Genomic DNA, 25,897 nt, shown 5'->3' with positions numbered 1-25,897 from the left:
CCTAGTGATTATGAACAACCGCCTTCACCAAGCTTTCGCGAGCAAGCAAAACCTGCTCAACATGTACTTCACCGCCGGCTATCCCAGCCTGCACGATACCTTGCCGCTCGCCAAATCCCTGGTCGAGGCTGGCGCCGACATCCTCGAAATCGGCATGCCGTTTTCCGACCCGCTGGCCGATGGACCCGTCATTCAGCACAGCAGCGCCGTGGCGCTGGCCAACGGCATGAACCTGCCGGTGCTGTTTGAACAGCTCCGGGAGCTGCGCGCCGCCGTGCCCGAAACGCCGGTGCTGCTCATGGGCTACCTCAACCCGGTGCTGCAGTTTGGGATGGAAAAATTCCTGCAAAAAGCCGCCGAAGTAGGCGTCGATGGCCTGATTCTGCCGGACTTGCCGCTCGATGAGTATGATGAGCAATACCACGCCCTGTTTCAGCAATACGGCCTGAAAGCGGTATTTCTCATCACGCCCCAAACCTCGGAAGAGCGAATCCGCCGCCTCGATGCCTTGTCGGATGCCTTTCTCTACCTCGTATCCGGCCCCGGCACCACCGGCGGCACCACGCTGCCCGACCTCCAGGCGCAGGAACAGTACTTTGGGCGCATTGCCGGCATGAACCTCAAAACCCCGCGCCTCATCGGCTTCGGCATCGCCGATAAGGCCGGGTTCGACCGCGCCTGCAGCCACGCCGAGGGCGCCATCATCGGCTCCGCTCTCATCCGCGCCCTGGAGGATGCCGAGGATGCGCCGGCCACGGCCGGGCGCTTTGTGCGGGGCATTAAATCTTAATTATTAACAAGTAAGCAGAACGTCATGCTGAGCGCAGCCGAAGCATCTCTACCGCTTCGTTGCATCGATTGATTTGCTATTGCAGTAGAGATGCTTCGACTGCGGCTGCGCCTCCGCTCAGCATGGCGTTCAATTTTCCTGACCTTAATCCGTGATAATCCAACTCGAAAAAACCGCTTCCGTGCCCGCCATTGCCGAGCACCTGAAGCAGCAGGGCTATAAAACCACCGAAGTCACGACCCAGCACGCGAGCTACCTGGTGGCCATTGGCAAAAAAGATATCGACATCCGCACCATCGGCCAGCTGCCCGGCGTGCGCGACGTGCACCGCGTGAGCGACGACTACAAGCTGGTGAGCCGCAAGTGGCGCGTGAGGCCCACCGTGCTCGACCTCGGCGACGGCGTGACCATTGGCGAGGGCACCCTGGCCCTGTGCGCCGGCCCGTGCAGCATCGAGAGCGAAGCGCAGATGGAAAAGGTGATGGCGCACCTCGTTGAGAACGGCGTGCAGCTCATGCGTGGCGGCGTGTTCAAGCCCCGCTCGTCGCCCTACGCCTTCCGCGGGCTGGGCATGGACGGCCTGAAGGACTTCCACCGCATGGCCCGGGCACACGGCATTAAAATCGTGACCGAGGTGATGCAGGTATCGCAGGTAGAGGAGATGCACGATTACGTGGACGTGTTCCAGGTGGGCGCTCGCAACACCCAGAATTTCAACCTGCTCGATGCCCTGGGCGGCGTCGATAAGCCGGTGATGATTAAGCGCGGCATCTCGGGCACGATTGAAGAGTTGTTGTCGTCGGCCGAGTATGTGTTTTCGGGCGGCAATGAGAAACTGATTTTGTGCGAGCGCGGCATTCGGACCTTCGAAACGGCCAGCCGTAATACGTTGGATTTGAACGCGGTGCCCATTCTGAAAGCCAAAAGCCACCTGCCTGTCATTGTGGACCCCTCGCACGGCATTGGCATTCGCGAATACGTGCCCACCATGGCGCTGGCCGGCGTGATGGCCGGCGCCGACGGCATCGTGTACGAAACCCACGAAACGCCCGAAACCGCCGCCTCGGACGGCGCCCAGACGCTGGATTTCGACGAATCGGCCCGGCTCATTCGCAACCTACGGCGCGTATATAAGCTGCGCGGTGAGCTGGAGTAATGAAAAATTAATAAGTTCGAATGCTTGCTTTTTGAAAAGTCGTTCTTAAATTCGTTTCAATCATGCGCCACCAACACGTCAATATTAGCTTTCTAATGACTTGCCCCAAACAGGGCCAGCTCGGGCTACTATTGGCAGAATGGAAGAATAAGGCGTAATGCTCCTCCTTCACTAGAAACCAGTAAAAGCCCGAATCCGTCAGGATATCGGGCTTTTTTTTTGCTGCCTCGCTATGTTCACCAACCGCCCCCTCGCCACCGCCACCAGCCAGGACCAACTGATTTGGAAAATTCTGTTTGACCGCCAGACGGCGCTGCTGCACAAGCGCGCGGCGCCCGCGTTCAACCGAGGGATGGCCCAACTGGGCATGCGCCGGGAGGCCATACCGGACATTGCCGAGCTCAGCGCTACCGTGCGGGCGCACACGGGCTGGCAGCTGGCCCCGGTGGGCCGGCCTTTCGAGCCGGCGGCTTTTTTTGAGCTGCTGGCCGAGCGCCAGTTTCCGATTGTGACGCGCATCCGGCCCATGCACGCCTTCGATTTCAGCCCGCAGCCGGACCTTTTTCACGACTTGTTCGGGCACGTGCCCATGCTGCTAGACGAAGGCCTGGCCGATTTCCTGCACGTGCTGGGGCAGGCTTACCGCCGCCAGCCGGTGGGCTCGCCGGCCCGCGAGCAGCTGTGGGCGCTTTATTTTTTCACGGCCGAGTTTGGCCTGGTGCAGCACGAGGGCCAGCCGTTGCTCTACGGGGCGGGCCTGCTGTCGTCGGCCGGCGAAATCCACCACTGCGTGAACGAAAACACGCCCCGGCCGGTGTTCGACCTCGCCACCGTGCTGCGCACGCCCGTGACCGGCGCCCGCTACCAGAACCAGTACTTCGTGCTGCCGTCCTGGGAGCAGCTGAGCGAGTGCGTGGGCGAACTGGCGGGCATGTTGGCCACGGCGTAGCTGGTTGGAGTGCTTCAGCGCAAGGCAGTTGGCGGCAGTGCGTAGCTTCGCGCTGTGTTCTTCCAGTTCAATGCGCACAGCGCGCTGCTTTTGCCGTTTGTGGTGCCGGGCGCGGTGCTGGCCGTCCACTTGCTGGGCCGAGCCGTGCGCCACGGCACCCTCACCGACGGCCTGCTGGCCGCCCTGCTGCTGCTGAATGTGTTGCCCGTGACGCAGTGGATGCTGGGCTTCGCGGGCTGGTACGACAGCCACGACGGGCACTCTACGCTGATGTTTTATGTGCCCTGGCAGTTGTGGCTGGCCTGGGGCCCGGTGTTCTACCTCTATTTCCGCAGCCTCACCAACCAGGAATTTGAGTTGCGCAAGCACTGGCTGCACCTGGCGCCGGGGGGGCTGTACGCGGGAGCAGCGCTCTACGATTTGGTTTGGAGCCGCGCGCTGCACGGCCGGGCGCTGCCGTTCCACTTCGGTACCAAGGGCGTGGCCGCCAACTGGCTGGACTGGCTGAGCGCGCCCGCTGGCTGGCTCGGCTATGCGCTGATGCTGGGCTACGGCCTGGCCACACTGCGGCTTTTCCGCCGCTACCGCCGCTACCTCGACGACAACTTTTCCGATACGGCGCGGCTGCGGTTTCGGGGGCTGCGCGATTTGCTGGTGGCCGCGCTGCTGGGCTTGGCATTGTGGCTGAGCTTTGAGGTAATTAACCGGGCATTTGGTCCGCTGGGCTACGGCGACTATTGGTACGCCTACTTCGCCAACGGCGCCCTGATTTATTACCTGAGCATTGTGGGCCTGCAAGCCAATTTCGCCGCCGTCACGCCACTGCGCTTCGAACCGGAAGCAGCTGGAATAGCGCCGCTCCCGTCAGTGTCGGAAGCCGGTGTGGCGGCAATGCCCGAAGCCATAGCCGCAGCTACCGAGGCACCTGCCGTAGCGGAAGCCCCACGGCCAAGTGTGGCGCCGCCCATCAGGGAGCCAGCCGCTGCCCTGGCGCCCGAATTGCATCCGTGGCGGGAGAAGCTCCTGGCCCTGATGGTCAACGAGCAACCTTGGCTGGAGTCCGAATTAACCCTGGCCGAGCTGGCCCACCGGCTGCACACCAATACTTCACTGCTCTCGCACGTCATCAACACCGGCTGCGGTCAGAACTTCAACGACTTCGTGAACAGCTACCGCGTGGCCGAGGCCGAACGTAAGCTGCAAGACCCTCGTATGGCGCATTACTCGCTGGTAGGCATTGCGTTAGAGTCGGGCTTTAATTCAAAATCCACCTTTAATCGGGTCTTCAAAAAGCTCACGGGCCGGACGCCGGGAGAAGTAAGTCGGCCCAAATCATAAGCCGGGATGGCCCAAGCCATAAATTGAAGCGCGGGCCCTCGTCAGAAGGAGGAATTTTGGGGCATCATTTCAACCAATAACCCCCAAGCTCCATGAAAAACCTGTTTCAATTGCCAAAGGGCCAACGCATCCGGCTGGTGGGCCTTGTGCTGTCCGTGTCGTTGCCGCTGCTCAGCCTGGCAGGCACCATTCATTCGCACCTGCTCATTGAGGCGGGCAAGCAGTTCATTCTGGGCGGTGGGCAGCCGGGGGCTTTCCGGGTGGTGGCGCACAATGTGGGGCCGGTGCCTGTCGAGATTCGGGAGCGGCCCCGGGGCGGCGGTATTTTTGGCAAAACCACACTGGCACCGGGGCAGCGCGGCGTGCTTCGGTTTGCCGAAGGCTCCACGGCCGTGCTGCTCAACCCCAGCCCCAAACAAGCGGAACTCGACCTCACCGTGTCCGGCGATACCAAGCAACTGGCCATGACCTACGAGCCGGTGTCGGCTTCCGGCGCGGCGGTGAAGTAGCAGCCGTCGGCGGGCACTATCAGCCCGATTGTTTAGCGCGGCTAATAGCCCCAACCCAGCCGGCGGTACACAAAGTGCAGCAGCCACAGCGGCCCAATCAGCAAAAACTGCAGGTCTTTCAGGAAGCTGGGCTTTTTGCCTTCCACCTTGTGCCCCCAGAACTGCCCCACCCAGGCCATTGCGAAAACGATGAGGCAGACGGCCCACAAGGGCAAGGCTGAGTAATCAACCACCAAGCTCAATACCACTGCCATAGCGGCCCACACGAACACCATGCCCAGCGCCAGCCGCGGGCTCAGGCGCACGTAGTACACCAGCGCCAGCAGCATCACCAAGTTGCCCCAGTTGAATAGATAGCTGATGCCCCGCACGGGTATGGGCACCGGAATTGACCACAGCAGGCCAATCAGCGAAAACATAATCAGCGGCACGCACACCCAATGGACCAGCTTGTTGGTGGGGTTCTGGTGGCTTTCGCCATATTCAGCGAGCAAGGCAGAAAGGGTAGCCATGGCAATGGTGGGAATTGGAGTGGGAGAGAAGTTAGGACCAACAAATTAGCAACGAAAAAAGCCTTCCCGGACGGGGAAGGCTTTTTAAAAACGCAACGGAAACAGGACCTAGGCTTTCACTTTAAACCGGCCGCGCAGGTAAGCTAGCGCGTGGGCATGGGCCTTGGCAGCGTCGTCCTTCTTGTATTTGGGGTTGGACGGGTTGGCAAAGGCGTGGTCGGCGTCGTAGCTCTCCACGGTGAGGCTTTTGCCAGCCGAGGACATATCCTTTTTGAACTGGGCTACCACCTCGGGGTTAATCCACTTGTCCTGGGCTGCAAAAATGCCCAACACGTCAGTATTCAGGGTTTTGAGTTTGGCCACGTCTTTCTCAGGCATGCCGTAATACATTACGCAACCCACCGTTTGCTTGCCGCCGAGCAAGGCCTCCTGCAGGCTCCAGCCGCCACCAAAGCACCAGCCGATGCTGGCGAATTGGGCCTTGGGGCCGGCGTAGGCCTGCACGCCTTTGAGGATGGCCGTAGCGCGCTCGGTTTTCACTTCGCCCATGTATTTGCCGGCGTCTTCGGGCGTGGTGGCCACTTTGCCGTCGTACAAATCCACGGCAATGACGTTGACGCCGGGCAGCTCGGCGGCAAACGTAGCGGCCTCCTTCTTGATGTAGTCGTTGAGACCCCACCACTCGTGAATCACGATGAGGTACTTGTTGCTCGACTTGGCGCTCTTGATTTCGAAGCCTTTGCCGGTGCTGCCGTCGGGGGTTTTGAAGGTGATGTCTTTGCCCGCGCCTTCGTACACATAGGGCAGGGGCGCGTCGTGGCCGCCCGAAAAATCTTTATCGGCCGCTAGCATGGCGAAGGCCTCCGTGGCCGACGCCGACAGGTTACCGGCGGGCCGGGCGCAGCAGCTGGCCATCTTCTGGGCCGAAGCCGAAAACGTCAGGCTCAGCAGCGCGGCGCTCAGGGTAAGTAGTTTTTTCATGGATTTGATGAAAATTGAAACGGATGAGCAACCGCAACAGCTAATTCGGCAAACCTTCCCGCACAAGGTTGCGAAGTTTTGGCAATTCGCGGGCGGCCCGGCCGTGCAGCGCGGCCGACGTGCTGACGCTCAGCAGCGTTTCGGCGGCGGCCAGCACTTCGGCGGCCAGCTCCGGGTAGGGCAGGGCCAGGCGCGTGGCAGCACTCAGGGCGTATGCTTTCACAGCTATGGGCTCGGCTGGCGTCGTCAATAGCCGCAGGCAGGTATCGAAGGCGAGGGCCTGCCATTCTTCCGGCACTTCCACAAACTGCAGGGCCCGCAGCACGCCCCGCCGCTCGGCCGGGTGCTGCCCGGCCCCGCCTTGCAGGGCGGCCAGCAAGCCCGGTAAGTGCGGCACCAGCCACTTGGAGCGGCGTTCGCCGGTCCAGCCCAGCACATCGGCGGCGAGCTGGCGCTCGCGCGGCTCGCCGTACCAGAACAGCTGGAGCAACTCGGCCAGGGCCTTGGGGTGGGCACAGGCGTAGTCCGTCAGCCGCCGGGTTTGGCGGGCCGAATGTTCGCGCAGCAGCTCGGTTCGCAGGTTCATGGGTGCAAAGTAGTGCGCACGAGTGCTGCCACGCTACTTTACAACGCCGGTATCGATGGTAGCCCCCAGTTCCGTGAGCAGCGCAAAAAGGCCCACATACGTCCGGTTGAGGTAGATAAAGTGTTCGGAGCCGCGTGGCTCGCGCTGCTTGCGCAGTTCGGGGTCGGCCATCAGGTCGTCGCCGAGGGCGTAGAGGGCGGCCATGTAGGCCGGGTCGCCAAAGTTGAAAGTCGGCTGCCGGAAAGGGCGGCCCACCAGTTCCAGCGAGGCCTGCATGGTGCGCAGGTAGAGCGCCTGCATGGCGGGCGCATCGGTGGGGCGCAGCACGCCGGCCTGGGTGAGCAGAGCCGTGAGGCGGGCTTCGTCGGCGATGGTTTCGGGGGCAAGCAGGGCGGTAAAGAGCTGGTACACATCGGCGGGCACCTCTTTTACGCAGCCGAAATCGAGTACGCCGAGGGTGCCACCGTGGTCGGCGCGCATGAGGAAATTGCCGGGGTGCGGGTCGGCGTGCAGGCGGTGCAGCGTGTTGAACTGGAACTGGTAGAAGTCCCACAGCGCCTGGCCAATCTGGTTGCGTACCTCCTGGCTGGGGTTGGTGGCCAGAAACTCCTTCAGGTGCTGCCCGCCGAGCCAGTCCATGGTCAGGATACGGGCCGTGGAATACTCCGGGTAGTAGTCCGGAAACTCCAGATGCGGCAGCGCCTGGCACTGGGCCGCAATTTCCTGGCCGCGCCGCAGCTCCAGCTTATAGTCGGTTTCTTCCAGCAGGCGGGTTTCCACTTCCTCCAGGTAAGGGCGCACCTGGGCTTCGTTGAGGCCCATCACGCGCAGGGCGATGGGTTTCACCAGCCGGATGTCGGACTTGATACTATCGGCCACGCCGGGGTATTGCACCTTCACGGCCAGCGCCTTGCCATCTTTCTGCGCAAAATGTACCTGCCCGATGCTGGCTGCCTGCCGCGCCTCGGGCTCAAACGCATCAAACAACTGGTACGGCGACTTGCCAAAGGCGTCGCGAAAGGCCTTGGTTACCAGTGGGCCCGACAGCGGTGGCGTCGAATACTGGGCTTTGGCAAACTGGTCGGCGTAGGCCGAGGGCAGCATGTTTTTTTCCATCGCCAGCATCTGGGCCACTTTCAGCACCGAGCCTTTCATCTCGCTCAGCGTGCCATAAAGCTCGGCGGCGTTGGCCGCGTGCAGGTCTTCGGTGGTCGACTCGGCCCCGACGGCCTTTTTGGCGTAGTGCTTAATGTAGTTAGTACCCACGTTAAAGCCAGTTTTGGCAAAGCGGGCAGCACGGGCCACCTTGGTGGTCGGCAGAGAATTTTGTGGTTCTTCGGACATTTATTCAGCTAACATAGAACGTCATGCAGAGCATTCTGCGAATCAAGCAGAGTCGAAGCATCTCGCGCGCAGTCGATAATTAGATGCGTGCCTGAAGCATGCGAGATGCTTCGACTCTGCTTGATTCGCAGAATGCTCTGCATGACAGACTTGGAATTACCGCCTTACCAAAAAACGCACGAAATCCACGGCCGAATCCAGCGTATTGCGGCCCACCAGGTCGAAGCTCAGCGTCACGGCTTTTTCCACGGCGGCGTCGGTGCGCTCAAAATTCACAGTGTCATCTTTGGCGAAGTAACCGAGCACAAATAGCGCCTGTTGCCAGAAGAAGCGCGGGTAGCCGTCCTGCACCAGCGGGCGGTTGGCGATTTCGCCGCTCACGCGGCCGTCGCGCAGGATATCACCCACGAAGTATTCAAAATCCTGCCGAAAGTCGTCGAGCACGCGCGGCGACAGCGCCGGGATGCGGTGCAGCGAGCGCCGCAGGCTCATCAGCGCATAGGAGCGGTTGCTTTTGAGAATTTCGAGCAGCGTGTAGTAAAACGCCAGCAACTTTTCGCGGCTGCCGTAGCCTTCCCACACGGGCTCGGCGGCGGCAGTTTCGCGCGCCTGTCGGCCAAAATCAGCCCAGATTTCGCGGTCGATGGCTTCGAAATTGGGGTAGCTCTGGTAAAACTCCGCTTCGGCCAGGCCCAGCTGCTGGGTGAGCTTGAACACCGATTGCGGCGGCTGGCCTTCGTTGAGCACGAAGTCGAGATAGGCTTGTTTGATTCGGTCCTTTTCCATGCCGGTATAACCGCGGCGAAGGGCCTACGGTTCGGCTGCAATGGCAGTAAAACCCAATGATATTATGGCCTTAGCTAGCCGCAATGCGCGCCGCTCGAATGGCTTCTACGGCCCGCTCCCGGGCAAATTTGTGCTCCACAATCGGCTTGGGATACTTCGCTGTGCCCACTTCAGGTACCCAGCGCCGGATATACTTCATCTTGGGGTCGACTTGTGCCTGCTGGCTTTCGGGGCTGTACACCCGGAACCAGGGGGCGGAAATGGTGCCGGTGCCGGCCATCCATTGCCAGTTGCCCACGTTGTTAGCCATGTCGTAGTCGAGGAGCTTATCGGCGAAATACCGTTCGCCCCAGCGCCAGTCGATGAATAGGTGCTTCACCAGAAAGCCCGCCACGGTCATGCGCACGCGGTTGGGCAGGTAGCCGGTTTCGTTGAGCTGGCGCATGCCGGCATCTACCAGCGGGTAGCCGGTGCGGCCCTCGCACCAAGCCTGGAATTCGTCCTGGTTGTTGCGGTAGGGGATGTGCCGCATTTTGGGGTCGTAGCTCTCGGTGGCCGTTTTCGGGAAATGCCAGAGCAGCATCATGAAGAAATCGCGCCAGATAATTTCGGCCAGTAGCTTCGGATTTAGTTCTTTGGCCTGCTTCATTACCTCGCGCACACTGAGGGTGCCGAAGCGCAGGTTCAACGACTCGCGGGTGCTGCCGTGCTCGTCGGCGGGCGTGTCGCGGGTTTTGTGGTAGTTGCGCACGATGCTGTCGGCGGGCAGCCTGGTAGGAGGGAAGTATTGCTCCTTGCGTTCAAAACCCATGCTTTTGAGTGTGGGCCGGACGCCGGATTTTTCTTTGGAAACGTGGTGCAGGTGCTCCTTTTTGAAGGTTTTTTTGGAGTCGCGCGGCTCCAGCAGCTCATCTGTTAGCCTGGCCGTGTAGGCTTTCAAATACGCCCCGAACACCTTGGGCACCGTGCCCGATTTGGTCATGATTTCGTCTTTGGCGAAAATAACCTGGTCTTTATAGGTATGGAACTCGACGCTGTGTTTCTTCAGCAGCTCGGCCACGGTGGTATCGCGTTGGGTAGCGTACGGTTCGTAGTCCTCGTTGGTGTGCACGGCCGCCACGTCGAAATCCTTCACCAGTTGCTCCAGCACCGCCAGCGGCTGCCCGTAGCGGGCCAGGAAGGTGCCGCCGGCCGCCTCGGTTTGCTGGGCCAGCTTTTCCACTTCATCATAAATAAAAGTGAGCCGGGCATCGGCCTTATCGGGCAGATGGTCCAGAATATCCTTATCGTAAATGAACAGCGGCAGCACCGGCAGGCCGCTGGTCAGCGCCGCCGCCAGGCCCGCGTTGTCGTGAATGCGCAGGTCGCGCCGGTGCCAGAAAATGCAGATTTTCATGCTTGGTTAGTTGTCAGTTGCTCGTTGTCAGTTGTTAGGCTCAGTTGACAGTCATTTGGCCTAACGACTGACAACGAGCAACTGACAACTAAACCCCCTTACTTCAATTTTCCCATGCCACCGTCCACGGCCAGTACCTGGCCCGTCACAAAGGCGCTGTGGTCGGAGAGCAGGAAGGAGGCCGTATAGGCCAAATCCTCGGGCTGGCCGATGCGCTGCAAGGGGTGGCGCTTGCCGCCGGCTTCTATCTTCTCGGGCGAGTTGAGCAGGGCGGCTGCCAGGGGCGTGTTGGTGAGCGAGGGCGCGATGCAGTTCACGCGCACGCCGCTGGCCGCGTATTCGGCGGCCAGGGCGCGGGTGAGGCCCTCCACGGCCGCCTTGGCGGTGGCGATGCTGGCGTGGAAACTCATGCCCGTATCGGCCGCCACGGTGCTGAACAGCACGATGGAGGCCGTGCCCTCCGCCTTTTTCAGCCGCTTGATGGTGGCCTGGATGACGCGTACCGCGCCCAGCACATTCAGGTCGAAATCAGCCTGGAAATCCTCCGTGGGAATGCGCTCAAACGGCCGTAGCTTGATGCTGCCAGGGAAGTAGGCCACGCCGTGCAGCACGTCGGGCAGGGCATCAAAAGCGGTGCCCACGGGTTGGGTGGCGTCGTAGGTGAAGTGCGTGGTACCCAGGGTTTCCAGCTCCGGCGAGAGGTGGCGCGAGGCGGTGAATAAGTTGACTTTGAGGTTGCTGAGGAGCTTCGCGGTGGCCAGTCCAATGCCCGAGGAGGCGCCGATGAGCAGAATGTTTTTGTCGGTAAAATCCATGCGGGAGTGAGCGAAACGGTACGTGAAGTGTCCCTGCACAACGCGCCCACTGTCCGAAGGTTTTGGGCCATTCACAGCAGGGCTTTGGCCGCTGTAGAGACGCGACACTTCACGTCTCCGGTGCCGCACCCTTTGCCCATCATGGTTCAACGCCGAGACGCGAAGTGTCGCGTCTCTATACTTTTTGAGCTGATTTTTTTAGAATATAGCCGAATCAAAATGCCTGGAAAGTAGGCGCGCAGCAGCCTTTCGCCTACATTCGCCGTAAGCGCGCCTATCACCCCACCAGCTTCTATGAACATAACTAAACTCCTAGTCGCCAACCGTGGCGAAATTGCGATTCGCGTGATGCGCGCCGCCAATGAGCTCAACATCCCGACGGTGGCCATTTACACCTTCGAGGACCGGTACTCACAGCACCGCTACAAGGCCGACGAAGCCTACCAGATTGGCCGGGACGACGAGCCACTGAAGCCGTATCTGGACATCGAAGGCGTCATCCGCATCGCCAAAGAGAACGGTGCCAACGCCATTCACCCCGGCTACGGCTTCCTTTCGGAGAATGCGACCCTCTCGCGCCGCTGCGCCGAGGAAGGCATCATCTTCGTCGGCCCCCGGCCCGAAGTGATGGAAGCCCTCGGCGACAAGGTGCGCGCCAAAGAAGTGGCCCTGCGCTGCCAGGTGCCCCAGATTGAAAGCAGCGAAGCCGACCTGGTCGACTTCGAAACCGCCAAAACCGAGGCCCAGCGCATTGGCTACCCCGTGATGCTGAAGGCGGCGGCCGGCGGCGGCGGGCGCGGCATGCGCATCATCCGCGACGATGAGCAGCTGGAAAAAGGCTTTTTTGAGGCCCGCAATGAGGCCAAGAATGCTTTCGGTGACGACACGGTGTTTCTGGAGAAGTTCGTGGAGCGGCCCAAACACATCGAGGTGCAGCTGGTGGGCGACCACCACGGAAACCTCGTGCACCTGTACGAGCGCGACTGCTCGGTGCAGCGCCGCTTCCAGAAAGTGGTGGAAGTGGCCCCGGCCATGAACCTGCCCGACCACCAGCGCCACCTCTTATATGAGTACGCCCTGCGCATCGGCCGGGCCGTGGGCTACGACAACGTGGGCACCGTGGAATTCCTGGTAAACCCCGAGCAGGACCGGATTTACTTCATCGAAGTGAACCCGCGCATCCAGGTCGAGCATACCGTGACCGAGATGATTACGGGCATCGACCTCATCAAAACCCAACTCTACATCGCGGCCAACTACAAGCTCAGCGACCCCGAAATTGGCCTCGGGCCCGATGTGGTGCCGCTGCGCGCCGGCTTTGCGGTGCAGTGCCGCGTGACGACCGAGAACCCCGAAAACGACTTCAAGCCCGACTACGGCACCATCGTGGCCTACCGCACGGCCGGCGGCTTCGGCATCCGGCTCGACGAGGGCTCGGTGTACCAGGGGGCGATTATCTCGCCGTTTTTTGATTCGATGCTGGTCAAAATCTCGGCCCACGCGCCCACGCTGCACGGCGCGGCCCAGAAAATGCTGCGCGCGCTGGACGAATTTCGGGTGCGCGGGGTGCGCACAAACATCCCGTTCCTGAAAAATATCGTCGGCAATGAGGAATTCCAGACCGGCCACGCCACCGTCGACTTCATCAAGGACCACCCCGAGCTGTTCAAGTTCGAGAACCGGCAGGACCGGGCCACGCGCCTGCTCGGCTTCATCGGCGAGACGGTAGTGAACGGCAACCCCGACGTGCGAAACCTGCTCGACCCCCGCGCCAACCCGCGCCGCCCGCATATCCCGCACTTCGACCACACCGAGCCCGCCCCCGGCACCAAGCAAAAGCTGGATGAGCTGGGCCCCGAGAAATTTGCCGAGTGGCTGCGCAACGAGCCGCTCATTCACTACACCGACACCACCCTGCGCGACGCCCACCAGAGCTTGCTGGCCACCCGCATGCGGACCTGGGACATGCTGAAAGTGGCCCGCGCCTACGCCCAGCAGCACCCCCAGACGTTTTCGCTCGAAGTCTGGGGCGGCGCCACCTTCGATGTGGCCCTGCGCTTCCTGCACGAAGACCCATGGGAGCGCCTCGCCAAGCTGCGCGAGGCCATTCCGAACATCCTCCTGCAAATGCTCATCCGCGGCGCCAATGGCGTGGGGTACAAGGCTTACCCGGACAACCTGATTGAGTGCTTCGTGCAGCAGGCCGCCGAAACGGGCGTAGATGTATTCCGCATTTTCGACTCATTGAACTGGATGAAAGGGCTGGAGTCCTGCATCGGTTTCGTGCGCAACAAAACCACCCGCCTGGCCGAGGCCAGCATTTGCTACACCGGGGACATCATGGACCCGAACCGTACCAAATACACCCTCGACTACTACCTCAAGCTGGCCAAGCAGCTCGAAGATGCCGGCGCCCACATTCTGTGCATCAAGGATATGGCGGGCTTGCTGAAGCCCTACGCCGCAACAGAACTGATTCAGGGCCTGCGCGATACGGTGAAAATTCCCATTCACCTACACACCCACGACACGTCCTCGCTCCAGCCTGCTACCTACGCCAAAGCCGTGGAAGCCGGCGTCAACGTCATCGACGTGGCTATTGGCTCGCTCTCGGGCCTCACCTCGCAGCCCAACTTCAACTCGGTGGTCGAGATGTTCCGGGGTACGCCGCGCCACCGCGAGTTCGACCAGCATTCGCTCAACGAGTTCAGCAACTACTGGGAAGCCGTGCGCGAGATGTACTACCCGTTCGAGTCGGGCCTGAAGGCCGGTACGTCCGAGGTGTTCCAGCACGAGATTCCCGGCGGGCAGTATTCCAACCTGCGTCCGCAGGCGGCCTCACTGGGCTTGCTCGACAAATTCGAGGAAGTGAAGCAGCGATTTGCCGATGTAAATATGATGTTCGGCGACATTGTGAAGGTGACGCCCAGCTCCAAAGTGGTGGGGGATATGGCCCTGTTCATGGTTTCGAACAACCTCACGCCCCAGGACGTGATGGAAAAGGGCGAAGGTCTGAATTTCCCCGAATCGGTGCGCGAACTGTTCCGGGGCGACATCGGCCAGCCCGAAGGCGGCTGGCCGGCCGAGCTGCAGAAGCTGATTCTCAAGAACGAAACACCTTTTACCGACCGACCCAACGAGCACTTGGCCCCGATTGATTTCGATACGGAATGGCCTGCTTTCCAGGAGAAATTCCCCGGCGCGAAGTTCACCGATATGCTCTCCTCGCTGCTCTATCCGAAGGTTTTCGAAGAGTATTGGGCCTTCCGCCAGAAGTTCGGCAACGTGAGCAAGGTGCCTACTTCCACGTTCTTCTACGGCCTGAAATCGGGCGAGGAAACCATCATCGAAATTGCCCGGGGCAAGTCGGTTATCGTACGTCTGGAGTCGGTGGGCGATATCAATGAGGAAGGCTGCCGCACCATCTTCTTCACCCTCAACGGCCAAACCCGCAACCTGCAGGTGCGCGACCAGTCGGTGGAAGTCACCAAAGTCAGCAACGCCAAAGTTGACAAAGCCAACCCGCGCCAGGTGGGCGCGCCGCTACAGGGTATGCTGAGTAAAGTGCTGGTGAAACCCGGCCAGGCCGCCCCCAAAAACACCCCCCTCTTCGTCATCGAGGCCATGAAGATGGAAACCACCATCACCGCCCCGCAGGACCTGACCGTGGCCGACGTGGTGCTGCCCGAAGGCACCCGCGTGAGCGCCGATGACCTGGTGCTGACGCTGAGCTAACCGCCGGCCTGCGGCCCGCGCCATTTGCAGCCGGGCCGCAGGCCGGCTATTCTGGGGAGAAACGGCCGCCGCAAGCGGGCACGCCCAAGGCCTTCGCGGAGGCGTTGGGCGGGCCCGCTTTTTTGCGCGCGGGTGCCCGTTATTGCAGCCTTATTTCATCCTTAGCCAGGTGTTGGTTCCCTTATGAGAAAGCTTTTTCTGCTGTTCACGGCCGTGCTCAGTGCCAGTGGCCTGGTTGCCCGGGCGCAGTCCGACGAATCTTTGGCTATCCTGAAAAACCAGTCCCTCATCGTCGTGCTCAAAGACGAAGAACCGGACAAGCTGAAAAAGCTGGCCAAAAAACCAGGCGAGTTGGAAGCCTACAAATCGTTTGTGAAGAACTACAACGTCCTGATTGAGGAGCTGGCGCCGAAAATCTGGCACTTTTCGCCCTCCGTGGAGTTCCGGCACGAGGCCGAACTGGCGGTGCTGGTGAAGGACAAAGCCTACCGCCACGGGGTGTTTAAGCACGACAATTTTACGGTGCTGGAGCACCTCAGCGGGGGCGCGGCCCGCGGTGGTGCCATTTATACTTCGGAATCGAAAACGGCTTTTTTGCTGAATATCATCAGCAACGGCTCGGAGCGCACCATCGCACCGGTGTATTTGGCGCCGGGTGTGGTGCGCACGAGCGACGTGGTTTTTAGCCTGAAAATTTTGCAGTCCCAGCTGGAAGAGCGCGCCGCTGGCAAAAGCAACAAAGACCTGATGGCCGAGCACGGCAAGCGCCTGCGGAGCAAAACCCTGCTGCTCGACGAAGCCGAAATGAACGGCAAGCTTAGCGCGGCCGACATCAAGCAGGCGTATCCATTTGCCTTTCAGCTAGTGCCGCGCGAAACCATCGAATCCGCCGTCAACGACGCCGACGCCCGCTACGCCTGCGTCCGGATTCTGCCCGTGACGGGCAACATGACGGCCCTCGTCATTATGGACCCCGTCGATGGCGCCATGCTGGCCATGTCGGTAGGCGGCATGGGCCTGAAAAGCGGCAACGTGGTGACCAAGGGCAATCTGAAAGACTTTGCGCAGGCTGCTGGCAAGTAACGACGGCCCGCCCTCTGGATTTTTACCACCGCAGCTCTTCAACTTTGCAGCTTATTGCGCTAAATTATTTCTATGAAAAACCTCCTTCTCCTCGGCGCCCTGCTAACCGCGCTGCCCGCCGCCGCTCAGAAAAAAGCTGCCAAACCTGCGCCCAAAGCCACCACCGTATCGTCGGCCACCGTGACGCGGGTCGTAACCGCGCTGGCCGCCGACGACATGCAGGGCCGGGGCACCGGCCAGCCCGGCGGCCTGAAAGCCGCCCAGTTTCTGGCCGCCGAGTTCAAGCGCATTGGCTTGAAGCCGCTGCCGGGCAAAACTGGTTTCGAGCAAACCCTCACCGTGTACCAGGGCCTGACCAGCCCGGTGGCGGCCGTCATCAACGACCAAACGCAGGGGTCGGCGCAGGCGGTGGCCATTTCCGGCCAGCCCACGCTGCGCTGGACCAGCGAGGATGCCCAGCCGCCGGCCATCGTCAGCATCGGCCCCGAGCCGGCCGAGCGCGGCAAGATGTTCTCCTACATCCATCCCACGGCCAACACCCTTGTGTTCGTCGATACGGCGCATACCAAAATATTCCGCCAGCTAGCGGCGTACGCGGCCAAAGGCTCTACCAGCGCCGAGGCACCGAAACCCTTTTCGACGGTATTTGTGCTGGGACCCAAGCCGGCGGCGCTCACCTACCGCATCAGCGCCAGCAGCGTGTCGCAGCCGGTGGAGCTGCGCAATGTGGTGGGCATGCTGCCCGGCCACGACCCGAAGCGCGCCAAGGAAAACGTGGTGTTTTCGGGGCACTACGACCACCTCGGCTACCTCAAGCCCTCGCCCGCCGGCGACTCTATCGCCAACGGAGCCGACGACGATGCCAGCGGCACGACGGCCGTGGTGGCCCTGGCCGAATATTTCAAGAAGAAAAACGATAACGCCCGCCCGCTCATCTTCGTGGCTTTCGCGGCCGAGGAAGTAGGCGGGTTCGGCTCGCAATTTTTCTCCAAGCAGCTCGACCCGCACCAGGTCGCGGCCATGTTCAACATTGAGATGATTGGCAAGGAAGCCAAGTTCGGCCCCAATACCGCCTTCATCACCGGCTACGAGCGGTCCGATTTCGGCAAGCTGCTGCAAGCCAACCTCGCCGGCAGCAAATTCAAATTCGAACCGGACCCGTACCCAGAGCAAAACCTGTTCTACCGCTCGGATAATGCTACTCTGGCCCGCCTCGGCGTGCCGGCCCACACCATCAGCACCGACCAGATTCCGACCGACGGCCTCTATCATAGCGTAGACGACGAAGTAGAAACCCTGGACCTGACCAACATGACGGCCGTTATCCAAGCCATTGCGCAGAGCGCCAGCGGCATTGTGGCGGGCAAGCAGACGCCCACACGTATCCCGCCCCTCACCGACGACAAGCGCTAGTGCAAATACACCGCCTCCAACCGGGCCACGGCCGCGCCATTGGCATCGAGCACCCGAAGGGTGTCGCCGCTGATGCGGTAGCTACGGGCCTGAGCCATCGCGCCCGTAAAAGCATTTTCCGTGGCAATGGCCGGGCAGCTCATACGCGTGCTCATCAGGGGGGTGAAGGTGAGCTCGCCGGGCTTCTCGCTGAAAAAGCTCCCTCGAAAGCGGTTGCAGCTGCCGTTGCCCTCGGCCGTGCCGTCGGCGCGGAGGGTGAGGTAGGCTTCGCGGGTATCGGCGGGTACCGCCACGGGCTGGCCGGCCAGCTGGCGGAGCACCCAGCGGGTTTCGCGCAGCTGGGCGTCGGGCACGGCGCGGGAGGCCGGGGGAGGGCTGGCTGGAGTTTCCGGCGCGGGACGGGTGCTGCACGCAGCGGCCAGGAACGGCAGAATCAGAAAGGGAAGACGCATAATCAGGGCTTGTAAAGCTTCGGCCGGTTAAAGATGTTAACCTACTTGAATGAACCTTTAACGCAAAAAGCCTGCGTTGCGGCGCAGGCTTTTTGGATGGATAGTGCAGCAAGCAACCCGTTGGTATTACTGCCCGAGCTTGAAAGTGAGGCCCGCACCCACCGTGGAGGTGCCCGCCGCGAGGCCGCTAATGGCCTGGCCAGCCGTCACATCAACCCGCATCTGGGGGATGGGGCGCCAGTAGAGGCCCGTGGTGGTACCGGTGCTCAGGTTGGAACGGCCGCCGCCGTAGGCTTCTACAAAAAAGCCGGTTTTGTCGGTGAGGGGCCCGTTGAGGGCCAGCGTGCCCAGGAACTGGCCGTTGGAAATGTCTTTGGCCGTGACGCCGCGCTGGCTGAAGCCGAAGTTGGCTTCCAGGCCGTAGCGCTCACCAATCTGCTCGCTCACAAGCAGGCGGCCACCGGGGGCCCAGGTGCTGCTGCGCAGGCCGGCGCTGCCCGTGTTGGGCACGGCCGCTTCCACCAGAATGGCTACCTGGGTGCGGGTATCGTAGTTGGGCGAAAGCATGAGCTTGGTGCCCACTACCACCGGCGCATAGCCGCGGGCTTCCACGGCCCCGGCCTCGGTGAGGACGGTGGGGCCGTTGTGGAAGTAGCCCTGCGTCACGCGCAGCTCCATGCTGTTGAAGAAACCGATGCGCAACGTGCCGGCGCTCAGGCTTTGGGCGAGGCTCGTGCCGCCAAATTGCCGCTGGAAGCCCGTTTCGAGCTGCACGCGGCCGGGCTGGAGCACCTGGGCCGTGATGGTTTGGCCGGGACGGTCGGCGCGAATGTTCCGCACGAAGGGGGCGTCCACGTTGGGGTTGTTTTCCTCGGCGGTGTTTTGGGCCAGGGTGAGTCCGGGGCTGCCCAGCAGGGCGGCGGCGGCCAGCAGAGTGGTCTTTCGCATGCTACCCAGACCCGTCCGGCTACGGCAAGGTTCATTTTTGGTTGTATTTTGACTAATTTTCGTCAAAAAATTCTATATCAATCCTGTATTGTGCCAGTATTTGGCATAAGCTGAAACGTAACATCCAATTGTTCTTTCTATGAAAAAGACTCCATTTTTTGGCTTGCTCACCTTCGCCGTGCTGACGGCTGGTCGGGTGGCAGCCCAGCAAACCTTTCCCCTTTACACCGGCACCGTGCCCGACTCGAAGCCCAGCGCGGTGCAGGAAACCAGCCTGACGCTGCCCAATGGCGGGGTGCGCATCTCCAACGTGGTGCAGCCCAACCTCACGGTTTTTCTGCCGCCGGCGGGCACGGCCAACGGCACGGCCGTCATCATCTGCCCGGGCGGCGGCTATACCCGCCTGTCCATCGACAGCGAGGGCTACGACGTGGCCAAGCGCCTGAACGAGATGGGCGTGACGGCCTTTGTGCTGAAGTACCGCCTGCCCAACGACCAGAGCCAGCCCGACAAATCTATTGCGCCGCTGCTCGACGCCCAGCAGGCCCTGCGCCTCGTGCGCCAGCAGGCCGCCAAGTACAGCCTCAACCCCGAGCGCATCGGCATTATGGGCTTCTCGGCGGGCGGGCACCTGGCGGCTACGGCGGGCACCCAATTTGCCAGGCCGGTGGGGGCCAACCCCGGTTCGGAATCGGTGCGGCCCGCGTTTCTGGTGCTCATGTATCCGGTTATCAGCTTCAATGACACGCTGCGGCACGCCGGCTCGCGCGACAACCTATTGGGCAAAACGCCCATGCCGGCGCTAGTGCGGCAGTATTCCAACGAGTTGCAAGTGAGCGCCCAGACGCCACCCACCTTCCTCGTGCACGCCCAGGACGACCGCACGGTGCCCGTCAACAACAGCATCGTGTTTTACCAAGCCTGTCTGCGCCACGGCGTAGCGGCCGAAATGCACCTCTACCCCAAAGGCGGACACGGCTTCGGCCTGAACAACAAAACCACCAAAGACCTCTGGACCGACCGCCTTCGCAACTGGTTCGACGCTAACGGCTGGCTGACGAAATAGCGCTAAGGGCGGAGGCATCAATTAAGTTTAGTCCGTCATGCAGAGCGCAGCGAAGCATCTTTACCGCAAGAGTAAATAAATTACCTGCGCGGTAGAGATGCTTCGCTGCGCTCTGCATAACGTGTTTATTAATGCTTCACACCCTCAACCAGCGCCATCCGCTAGCCTAAACCGGCCGCAACCTCCGCCAACGCCTGCTCAATCTCGGCCATCAACGGCCGGCTGGCCGTGGCGGCCTGTCCACAGCGTTGCTGCAGCGCCCACAGCTGAGCCACAGCTGCTTCCGTGGCGGCCGTGGCGGGGCAGTGTTGCAGCAGTTCCTCCAGCAGGCAGGCGAAAGCCCGCACTTCCAGCCGTTGCAGGGCGGGGGCATAGGCGGCAGCCACCTCAAAAAAGCAGGCCGCGCCGAAGTCGCCCAGTAGGGCGTTTCCATCGGCCGTGGTGAGGATGTTGTGGGCATATAAATCGCCGTGCAGGATGCCTTGGGCATGCAAATGCGCGGCGGCGGCGGCAATACCCTGGGCAATAGCCAGCGCCGTAGAAAGGGTGAACGCTGTGCCGGGAGCATACACGTCGCGCGTGCAGGAAGCCAGGCTGGGCGGGCCGCCCAGGTTGGCAAAAGCGTCGTCAATCAATTCCAACACCAATCCCTCGGCGCTGGCCGGGTGGTGGCGCACTTTGCCTTCCACGGCAATCAGGTTGGGGTGCGCGCCGGCCTTCAGGCAGGCCAGCATCTCGCAGTGCGGCAGGCCGTCGCTGGTCACGGCCCCTTTGAAAAGCTTCACGGCCACCTCGGTGGCGTCGGTGTTGGGCTGCTGCCACCACGCCCGGTAAATGACACCCGATGCGCCCTCGCCCAGTGGTTCTGCCAGTAGCAAGGCAGCCCAGTCGATGGGCCCGATGGGCTGATTTTGCTCAGCGGCAGCTTCCAGCGGACGCGAAAATGGGTTGCCGGCATACGCCAGCCAGGAGAGTCGCGGCAGACGCAGCAGCCACGCCGGCAGTTCCGTAAGTTGGTTGGCGGCGATGCGCAGCAGCTCCAGATTGGTGCAGTTCGCCAGCGTTTCGGGCAGGGTGGTGAGGCGGTTGCCGGCCAGCATCAGTTTCTGCAGCTGCTGGCAATGGCCAATTTCTGCGGGCAGCGCTTCCAATTGATTGTCGGTAAGAATGAGCCAGCGCAGGGCGGGCGGCAGGGCCGCGCCCGGCAGCGTGCGTATCTGGTTGGCCTTGAAGCCCACCATTTGCAGAGCTAAGCACTGGCCAACCGCTGCCGGTACTTCGGTGAATTGGTTATCGGAACAAAATAGCACCTGTAGCTTATGCAGACGGCCCAGGTCATCGGGCAGCGCCGTCAGCGCGTTGCCGCTCAGGTTGAGGACTTCGAGCGTGTCGGCCAGGTCGAAGATTTCGCGGGGAAATTCGGAGAGGCCTTCGGCAAGGTCGAGGCGCGCGAGGCCGTGAAGCTGGCCAGCGCGCAGTTGGGCAAGGGTGTGCATGGGGGCAAAGGTCGGCGTAGCGCGGACTTTTAGTCCGCGAGTGAACAAAACTGAACCCCGCGGACTAAAAGTCCGCGCTACAACCTAATAGCTCTCCTTCCGAAAGCCCCAGCTGCGCAGCTCGGCCTCGAACGTGTCCGGGAAATTGGCCTTCAACCCGTACACCACGGCTTGCAGCACCTTGCGCAGCTCCAGCTTCGCGGTGTCTTTCTTACTCACCGATTTGCTGCCGGATTAAGGCTCCGTAATTGTAATTACTTCTGACCTTGACAATAAGAAGTCAACAAGCTGCATGAAAATGCTTGCCGCTTGGAAAGGAGAAGCTAAATTGTCAAGGAAATAAACACCGTCAGTTTCAAACGCAACTACTACGGGTACCCAATCACTTGTCGGCTCTGGCGTAGCACCTCGTAGCGAAAGCTCAAAAGCTCCTACTGCTGTTTCCAATACAGTAAAGCGCTGCTCAAGAAATCGTCGAGTTGCTTGGGTATCGAGTTTCTGACATTTGATGAAGTATTCTTTGCCCATTGTTGAAGGTGTGTTTCTTATGACATTTGAAAAAATATGCAACACATAACATTTGCTGACCGACTGAAAGAAACTTCAATCCGAGGGCGGGTCGCCTTTAGTATTACTTGCCTAGAAATATATTTCAAACACCTGAATCTGCAAGATGATACTTTGGTGCAAGCGCTTTTAGAGAAACTATGGGAATTCACTCCATCTAATTCTTTAGATGAATGGGAGTATGAGATTACAGGGTTTTTGCCAACAGTTATTTTAAATAGTAGCGCCAGCGAGAAATTTGAAAATGTTACTTTTTTAAAACACCCGCAGTCCAAAGCGTATCAGAAGCTGTACCTGTCTCTCCCAGAAACATTGGTTACAATGATAGATACAGTTGCGGACATAGGCTTTGCTAATTTGTATGCAGGAACTGCTGGTTATAGCAAAAGCACGTTTGACGAAACAATGATTGTAATTGATTTAATGAACCAACCACAACTACCATTACCTGATTTAAGCCGGTTTGAACGTTCGGAATTTTCGAAGTTTCATGGCTGGGGAACTGCAGTTAATAAGGAGTTTTTCGCGGCTTGATTCCTCACACCTCTACCACTTCCCCCGTCCCGAAATAATAAATAACCCCGCGCACCTCCGCGTACCCCAACTGCTCGAATAGCGTGGCGTAGTTGCGCAGCAGGCGCTTGTGTTTCTCCTGCGGCGGGGGCAGGCGGAAATCCAGCAGCGTGACGCGGCCGCCCAGGCGGTGGTGGGCTTCGAGGGAGGGTTCGAGCACCACGCGGTCGGGCTTGTAGTCGCGCAGCTTCACGCCGCCCACCAATATTTCGCGCTCCGTTTCCACGCTCAGGTGCGGGGCGAAGTAGGGGGCCAGGCGCGGGTCGCTCACCAGCGTTTCGAGGCTGGCGACCAGCGCGGGCCGCTCCTTGGCGCTCAGTATCCCCTCGGCCACGAGCTGGCTGGCCACCCGGCCCACATCGGCGGCCGTGAGCAGGCGGCGCAGGGCAAAGTGCAGCTTGCGGTTCCACTCGCTCTGGGCCTTTTGCTCATCAAAATCGAAGAGTGTGGTGGCGTGGCGGCGGAGCTTCAGGCGCTCCTCCCAGGGCGCGGCGGCCAGGTTGGTCAGCTCGTAAGTAGCCGCCATGGGGGCGCTGTCGGCCTTTTTTTTCGCCGCCAACGAGCCTTTCGACACCACGAAAGACACCTGTTCTGCCTGCCACTCGCCGCGGCCCAGCAGGTAGCCGTGGAGCAAATCGGCCACGGTGCGGGCCGCAGTGGTGGGCGCGGCGGCGTCCAACTCGTCGGTTTTGGTGGTTTTCTGGGTCTCCGGCCGCTTGCTGATGACGTAGAGGCGGTGGCGCGGCCGGGTGAAGGCCACGTATAGGGTATTCAGCCCTTCGAGGAATGTTTTCTCGCGCTCTTCATCGTACTGCCCGCCCAATACCGTCTGTTGAATGCCCTTGCTCAGGCTCACCACCGCCACATCGGGCATCAGCTCGATGGGCTTCTGGCCCGCCTCCAAATGCCCCCACAACAGGGTGCCCCGGTGCGGCTCCAGGCTCCAGTCGGCAAAGGGCACAATCACCACCCCATACGCCAAGCCCTTGGCCTTGTGCACCGTGGTGATGGTGATGGCCGCCCGTCCGCCCGGTGCGTTGATGCTGATGCGCCCCTTGCGCTCTTCCCAGTGCGTGAGGAAATTGCCCAGGTTGTTGCCAAATTTCAGGCTGTATTCCAGCGTCAAATCGAGGAAGCGAAACAGGTACTCGCTCTCCCCGTTGCGCCCCAGCAGCCCGAACAAATTCAGCAGCCGCTCGGCCAGCTCGTAGAGGCCCAGGTTACCGGTTTCGGCCTCGTTCACGTCGTAGCCCAGCGCCCGTAGCTCGTCGAAAAATGACGTGCCGCCCGCCGCATTAGCCACTGCCGCAATGTGCCGCGCCCGCGCCGGCGTGGGAGCCAACCCGCGCACCACCTTGTCCACGAGTAGTAGGGCTTCGGCCCGCGCCAGCGTATCGGCCGGCTGGTGCAATACCCGCAAAATGCTTACCAGCAGGTTCACCACCTCCGCAAATTCCAGCGCCAGCGAATCGGCCGAAATAATAGCGTAGCCCCGTTCTTTCAAGAACTTGGCAATGATTTTACTGGCGTAGCGTGTGCGGCACAGCACCGAAATATCCTGCAGTTCATACCCGTCGCGCAGCGCCTGCTCCACCAGCTGCAGAGTGAGATAGCAGGTGCTTTCGTCGTAGCCCAGCAGCGCCTCGGCCGCGTGGCCGGGGAGGGGCTCGGCGGTGTAGGTGCCGGCCGCCGGGTCGAAAATCAACGCCGGTGCATCCTTCTGGGTGAATAACAATTCCACATGCCCCTGCTGGTCGGTCCGCTGCGATTCCGGCACCTGCTGCCCAAAGTGCGCGTCATAAATCCCCGTCACCAGCCCCAGCGCCTCGTGCCGCCCACTCACCGCCTCAAAAAACAAGTTATTAAAATCAATAATCTCCCGCGCCGACCGGTAATTCACCTGCAACGCCTTCGGCTCCAGCTTCCCCCGAAACGCCTCGTAGCGCCCCCGCAGCAGCTCGCGCATCTCCGGCTCGCGGGCGCGGGCAGCCAGCGCCTCCGTGTTGCCCTGGTGCAGCCGCAGAATCTGCTCCATCTCGCCCCCGCGCCAGCGGTAAATGGCCTGCTTGGCATCGCCCACCGCCAAGCTGGAATGCCCATTCGCCAGCGTGTTTTCCACCAGCGGCAGCAAATTATTCCACTGCAAAACGGACGTATCCTGAAACTCGTCAATCAGAATATGCTCGTATTTCTCACCCAGCCGCTCGTACAAAAACGGCACCGGCTCGGTGAGTACAATGCTGGCAATGCGCCGGTTAAATTCGGAAATCAACACCACGTTCCGCTCGCGGCTAATCTGCTCCACTATTTTATTTAATTCACTCAACAGCGAAGCGTGAAATAAATACGGCTGCATCGCCGCCAACAATACATAATTCGGTAAATAATCAGCGCGCAATTTATCCAGCGTCGCCACCAATTGGCCGAGCGGTTCCTTAACCGCATCCACCCGTTCCCGGTCAGTCGCCGTCTTGATTTTGCCGCTGTACCATTTGTCATCGGCCAGCGTGGCGCGCACGTAGCTGTTCGGTCCCGCGTCGGGCGCCAGCAAATCCACGCCCTTCTGCACGTAGCCAAATATCCCCCGCTTACCCTGGAAAAAGTCGGCTTCCGTCGCGCCCGCTGCGTCCAGCACCGCCAGCGCCACCTCCCGCGTCTGCCCAAACGCCACTTCAATCTCCGTCCGCCGCGCCCGAATCTCCTTGTCCAACCGCCGAAAATCGGCCAGACTCAACCGGTCCAGCTGCGCCACCGCCTCCTGCACCGTCTCATTAAACAGCACCCGGCCAAACCCGGCCAGCTCCTCCGGCAGGCGGCTCCAGCTTTTGCCCTCCTCAGCCTGTCCCAGCGCATATTCCGCCAGCGTCTGCGACAGCAGCTTGCTGTTCGGGTCGCGGTTCACCTTGTCCAGCAAGGCCGCCACCGCGCTTTGCAGCACCGCATCCGTATCCAGTTCCACCTCAAACGTGGCCGGCAAGCCCAATTCCCGGGTAAACGCCGTCACAATCCGCTGCACAAACGAGTCAATCGTGCTCACCCCAAAATCGGCGTAGTGGTACAGCACCAGCCGAAACGTGGCCGCCGCCCGCCGCCGCACCTCCGCCGCCGGCAACTGCAGCTCGGCCGCAATGTCGGCCAGCAGCGCATCCGGCTTGCCCGCCGCCGGGTAGGCAAAATTCCGCAGCGCATCCACAATGCGGTGCTTCATTTCCCCCGCCGCATCGTTGGTAAACGTAATGGCCAGCACCCGCTTGAAATACGCCGGGTCATCGGCCCCCAGCGCCAGCAGCAGGTATTCTTTCGTTAATTGGTACGTCTTCCCCGAGCCGGCCGAAGAGGAGTAGATGCGGAAGGAGGGAGGCATGTATATTTGATTGTATTTACAAATGCAATGACAATAAT

23 protein-coding genes are annotated in these 25,897 nt (G+C 60.9%); 10 read left to right on the top strand and 13 right to left on the bottom strand.

Annotated elements, in window-relative coordinates:
- The first annotated feature begins 10 nt into the window (after window positions 1–10).
- From trpA to Q4S41_RS10215, 5 genes are all read left to right on the top strand, one after another.
- The gene (trpA, locus tag Q4S41_RS10235; RefSeq protein WP_305031012.1) at window positions 11–790 is read left to right on the top strand and encodes a tryptophan synthase subunit alpha; all 780 of its coding nucleotides are present in this window, start codon (window positions 11–13) and stop codon (window positions 788–790) included.
- A 151-nt stretch (window positions 791–941) separates the two neighbouring features.
- Complete coding sequence (gene aroF, locus Q4S41_RS10230; protein ID WP_305031011.1) at window positions 942–1,946, top strand: 3-deoxy-7-phosphoheptulonate synthase; 1,005 nt, start codon at window positions 942–944, stop codon at window positions 1,944–1,946.
- A 232-nt stretch (window positions 1,947–2,178) separates the two neighbouring features.
- The gene (locus tag Q4S41_RS10225; protein ID WP_305031010.1) at window positions 2,179–2,895 is read left to right on the top strand and encodes a phenylalanine-4-hydroxylase; all 717 of its coding nucleotides are present in this window, start codon (window positions 2,179–2,181) and stop codon (window positions 2,893–2,895) included.
- Between the two features lie 54 nt (window positions 2,896–2,949).
- The gene (locus Q4S41_RS10220) at window positions 2,950–4,233 is read left to right on the top strand and encodes a helix-turn-helix domain-containing protein (RefSeq protein ID WP_305031009.1); all 1,284 of its coding nucleotides are present in this window, start codon (window positions 2,950–2,952) and stop codon (window positions 4,231–4,233) included.
- 92 nt (window positions 4,234–4,325) lie between these two features.
- Complete coding sequence (locus tag Q4S41_RS10215; RefSeq protein WP_305031008.1) at window positions 4,326–4,742, top strand: hypothetical protein; 417 nt, start codon at window positions 4,326–4,328, stop codon at window positions 4,740–4,742.
- 41 nt (window positions 4,743–4,783) lie between these two features.
- Here Q4S41_RS10215 and Q4S41_RS10210 read toward each other — a convergent pair whose 3' ends face one another.
- From Q4S41_RS10210 to Q4S41_RS10180, 7 genes are all read right to left on the bottom strand, one after another.
- Window positions 4,784–5,254: an Mpo1 family 2-hydroxy fatty acid dioxygenase gene (locus Q4S41_RS10210; RefSeq protein ID WP_305031007.1), complete on the bottom strand. Its 471-nt coding sequence runs from the start codon at window positions 5,252–5,254 to the stop codon at window positions 4,784–4,786.
- Window positions 5,255–5,362: 108 nt separating this feature from the next.
- Window positions 5,363–6,235 (bottom strand): dienelactone hydrolase family protein, encoded by an 873-nt coding sequence (locus tag Q4S41_RS10205; RefSeq protein WP_305031006.1) that lies wholly within the window; start codon window positions 6,233–6,235, stop codon window positions 5,363–5,365.
- A 40-nt stretch (window positions 6,236–6,275) separates the two neighbouring features.
- A complete protein-coding gene (locus tag Q4S41_RS10200) occupies window positions 6,276–6,821 on the bottom strand; it encodes a hypothetical protein (protein WP_305031005.1) in 546 nt (181 codons plus the stop codon).
- 33 nt (window positions 6,822–6,854) lie between these two features.
- Window positions 6,855–8,165, bottom strand: coding sequence for an ABC1 kinase family protein (locus tag Q4S41_RS10195; protein ID WP_305031004.1), 1,311 nt, complete (start codon window positions 8,163–8,165; stop codon window positions 6,855–6,857).
- A gap of 156 nt (window positions 8,166–8,321) precedes the next feature.
- Window positions 8,322–8,951 (bottom strand): TetR family transcriptional regulator C-terminal domain-containing protein, encoded by a 630-nt coding sequence (locus Q4S41_RS10190; protein WP_305031003.1) that lies wholly within the window; start codon window positions 8,949–8,951, stop codon window positions 8,322–8,324.
- Window positions 8,952–9,021: 70 nt separating this feature from the next.
- The gene (locus tag Q4S41_RS10185) at window positions 9,022–10,347 is read right to left on the bottom strand and encodes a cryptochrome/photolyase family protein (RefSeq protein ID WP_305031002.1); all 1,326 of its coding nucleotides are present in this window, start codon (window positions 10,345–10,347) and stop codon (window positions 9,022–9,024) included.
- A 98-nt stretch (window positions 10,348–10,445) separates the two neighbouring features.
- Window positions 10,446–11,162: an SDR family NAD(P)-dependent oxidoreductase gene (locus tag Q4S41_RS10180; protein ID WP_305031001.1), complete on the bottom strand. Its 717-nt coding sequence runs from the start codon at window positions 11,160–11,162 to the stop codon at window positions 10,446–10,448.
- 294 nt (window positions 11,163–11,456) lie between these two features.
- On the opposite strand from Q4S41_RS10180, the gene Q4S41_RS10175 reads away from it, so the two are divergent.
- The 3 genes from Q4S41_RS10175 to Q4S41_RS10165 all read left to right on the top strand — a co-directional run bounded on the left by Q4S41_RS10175 (window position 11,457) and on the right by Q4S41_RS10165 (window position 17,393).
- Complete coding sequence (locus Q4S41_RS10175; RefSeq protein WP_305031000.1) at window positions 11,457–14,897, top strand: pyruvate carboxylase; 3,441 nt, start codon at window positions 11,457–11,459, stop codon at window positions 14,895–14,897.
- Window positions 14,898–15,080: 183 nt separating this feature from the next.
- Entirely contained in the window at window positions 15,081–15,980 is a 900-nt protein-coding gene (locus tag Q4S41_RS10170; protein WP_305030999.1) for a hypothetical protein, read from the top strand.
- 72 nt (window positions 15,981–16,052) lie between these two features.
- Window positions 16,053–17,393, top strand: coding sequence for a M20/M25/M40 family metallo-hydrolase (locus tag Q4S41_RS10165; protein WP_305030998.1), 1,341 nt, complete (start codon window positions 16,053–16,055; stop codon window positions 17,391–17,393).
- On the opposite strand, the gene Q4S41_RS10160 is transcribed toward Q4S41_RS10165, so the two are convergent.
- Both Q4S41_RS10160 and Q4S41_RS10155 read right to left on the bottom strand, forming a co-directional pair.
- Complete coding sequence (locus tag Q4S41_RS10160) at window positions 17,390–17,845, bottom strand: META domain-containing protein (RefSeq protein ID WP_305030997.1); 456 nt, start codon at window positions 17,843–17,845, stop codon at window positions 17,390–17,392. The two genes, Q4S41_RS10165 and Q4S41_RS10160, sit on opposite strands and share 4 nt — an antisense overlap.
- A gap of 126 nt (window positions 17,846–17,971) precedes the next feature.
- A complete protein-coding gene (locus tag Q4S41_RS10155) occupies window positions 17,972–18,793 on the bottom strand; it encodes a transporter (RefSeq protein WP_305030996.1) in 822 nt (273 codons plus the stop codon).
- A 139-nt stretch (window positions 18,794–18,932) separates the two neighbouring features.
- Between Q4S41_RS10155 and Q4S41_RS10150 the strand changes: the two genes are divergently transcribed.
- Entirely contained in the window at window positions 18,933–19,859 is a 927-nt protein-coding gene (locus tag Q4S41_RS10150) for an alpha/beta hydrolase (protein WP_305030995.1), read from the top strand.
- Window positions 19,860–20,020: 161 nt separating this feature from the next.
- Here Q4S41_RS10150 and Q4S41_RS10145 read toward each other — a convergent pair whose 3' ends face one another.
- The 3 genes from Q4S41_RS10145 to Q4S41_RS10135 all read right to left on the bottom strand — a co-directional run bounded on the left by Q4S41_RS10145 (window position 20,021) and on the right by Q4S41_RS10135 (window position 21,883).
- Window positions 20,021–21,355: a leucine-rich repeat-containing protein kinase family protein gene (locus tag Q4S41_RS10145; protein ID WP_305030994.1), complete on the bottom strand. Its 1,335-nt coding sequence runs from the start codon at window positions 21,353–21,355 to the stop codon at window positions 20,021–20,023.
- Window positions 21,356–21,439: 84 nt separating this feature from the next.
- Window positions 21,440–21,574 carry a hypothetical protein gene (locus Q4S41_RS10140; RefSeq protein ID WP_305030993.1) on the bottom strand — a complete coding sequence of 45 codons (135 nt, stop codon included), beginning with the start codon at window positions 21,572–21,574 and terminating at the stop codon, window positions 21,440–21,442.
- Between the two features lie 15 nt (window positions 21,575–21,589).
- Window positions 21,590–21,883 carry a hypothetical protein gene (locus Q4S41_RS10135; RefSeq protein WP_305030992.1) on the bottom strand — a complete coding sequence of 98 codons (294 nt, stop codon included), beginning with the start codon at window positions 21,881–21,883 and terminating at the stop codon, window positions 21,590–21,592.
- A gap of 36 nt (window positions 21,884–21,919) precedes the next feature.
- On the opposite strand from Q4S41_RS10135, the gene Q4S41_RS10130 reads away from it, so the two are divergent.
- Window positions 21,920–22,456: a hypothetical protein gene (locus Q4S41_RS10130; RefSeq protein ID WP_305030991.1), complete on the top strand. Its 537-nt coding sequence runs from the start codon at window positions 21,920–21,922 to the stop codon at window positions 22,454–22,456.
- Window positions 22,457–22,460: 4 nt separating this feature from the next.
- Here Q4S41_RS10130 and Q4S41_RS10125 read toward each other — a convergent pair whose 3' ends face one another.
- A complete protein-coding gene (locus tag Q4S41_RS10125; protein ID WP_305030990.1) occupies window positions 22,461–25,859 on the bottom strand; it encodes a UvrD-helicase domain-containing protein in 3,399 nt (1,132 codons plus the stop codon).
- Window positions 25,860–25,897: the final 38 nt, after the last annotated feature.

The organism is Hymenobacter convexus (assembly GCF_030580955.1).
Classification (GTDB): Bacteria; Bacteroidota; Bacteroidia; order Cytophagales; family Hymenobacteraceae; genus Hymenobacter.
This window is presented reverse-complemented; position numbering and strand designations above follow the sequence as displayed.

Bases quoted from the DNA above. Each gene is read 5' to 3' on its own strand.
- Q4S41_RS10155 (WP_305030996.1), bottom strand. From the start codon at position 18,793: ATGCGAAAGACCACTCTGCTGGCCGCCGCCGCCCTGCTGGGCAGCCCC.
- Q4S41_RS10150 (WP_305030995.1), top strand. From the start codon at position 18,933: ATGAAAAAGACTCCATTTTTTGGCTTGCTCACCTTCGCCGTGCTGACG.
- Q4S41_RS10205 (WP_305031006.1), bottom strand. From the start codon at position 6,235: ATGAAAAAACTACTTACCCTGAGCGCCGCGCTGCTGAGCCTGACGTTT.
- Q4S41_RS10145 (WP_305030994.1), bottom strand. From the start codon at position 21,355: ATGCACACCCTTGCCCAACTGCGCGCTGGCCAGCTTCACGGCCTCGCG.
- Q4S41_RS10170 (WP_305030999.1), top strand. From the start codon at position 15,081: ATGAGAAAGCTTTTTCTGCTGTTCACGGCCGTGCTCAGTGCCAGTGGC.
- Q4S41_RS10190 (WP_305031003.1), bottom strand. From the start codon at position 8,951: ATGGAAAAGGACCGAATCAAACAAGCCTATCTCGACTTCGTGCTCAAC.
- Q4S41_RS10195 (WP_305031004.1), bottom strand. From the start codon at position 8,165: ATGTCCGAAGAACCACAAAATTCTCTGCCGACCACCAAGGTGGCCCGT.
- Q4S41_RS10180 (WP_305031001.1), bottom strand. From the start codon at position 11,162: ATGGATTTTACCGACAAAAACATTCTGCTCATCGGCGCCTCCTCGGGC.
- Q4S41_RS10215 (WP_305031008.1), top strand. From the start codon at position 4,326: ATGAAAAACCTGTTTCAATTGCCAAAGGGCCAACGCATCCGGCTGGTG.
- Q4S41_RS10210 (WP_305031007.1), bottom strand. From the start codon at position 5,254: ATGGCTACCCTTTCTGCCTTGCTCGCTGAATATGGCGAAAGCCACCAG.
- Q4S41_RS10185 (WP_305031002.1), bottom strand. From the start codon at position 10,347: ATGAAAATCTGCATTTTCTGGCACCGGCGCGACCTGCGCATTCACGAC.
- Q4S41_RS10165 (WP_305030998.1), top strand. From the start codon at position 16,053: ATGAAAAACCTCCTTCTCCTCGGCGCCCTGCTAACCGCGCTGCCCGCC.
- Q4S41_RS10125 (WP_305030990.1), bottom strand. From the start codon at position 25,859: ATGCCTCCCTCCTTCCGCATCTACTCCTCTTCGGCCGGCTCGGGGAAG.
- Q4S41_RS10130 (WP_305030991.1), top strand. From the start codon at position 21,920: ATGCAACACATAACATTTGCTGACCGACTGAAAGAAACTTCAATCCGA.
- Q4S41_RS10175 (WP_305031000.1), top strand. From the start codon at position 11,457: ATGAACATAACTAAACTCCTAGTCGCCAACCGTGGCGAAATTGCGATT.
- Q4S41_RS10200 (WP_305031005.1), bottom strand. From the start codon at position 6,821: ATGAACCTGCGAACCGAGCTGCTGCGCGAACATTCGGCCCGCCAAACC.
- Q4S41_RS10225 (WP_305031010.1), top strand. From the start codon at position 2,179: ATGTTCACCAACCGCCCCCTCGCCACCGCCACCAGCCAGGACCAACTG.
- trpA (WP_305031012.1), top strand. From the start codon at position 11: ATGAACAACCGCCTTCACCAAGCTTTCGCGAGCAAGCAAAACCTGCTC.
- Q4S41_RS10160 (WP_305030997.1), bottom strand. From the start codon at position 17,845: ATGCGTCTTCCCTTTCTGATTCTGCCGTTCCTGGCCGCTGCGTGCAGC.
- Q4S41_RS10135 (WP_305030992.1), bottom strand. From the start codon at position 21,883: ATGGGCAAAGAATACTTCATCAAATGTCAGAAACTCGATACCCAAGCA.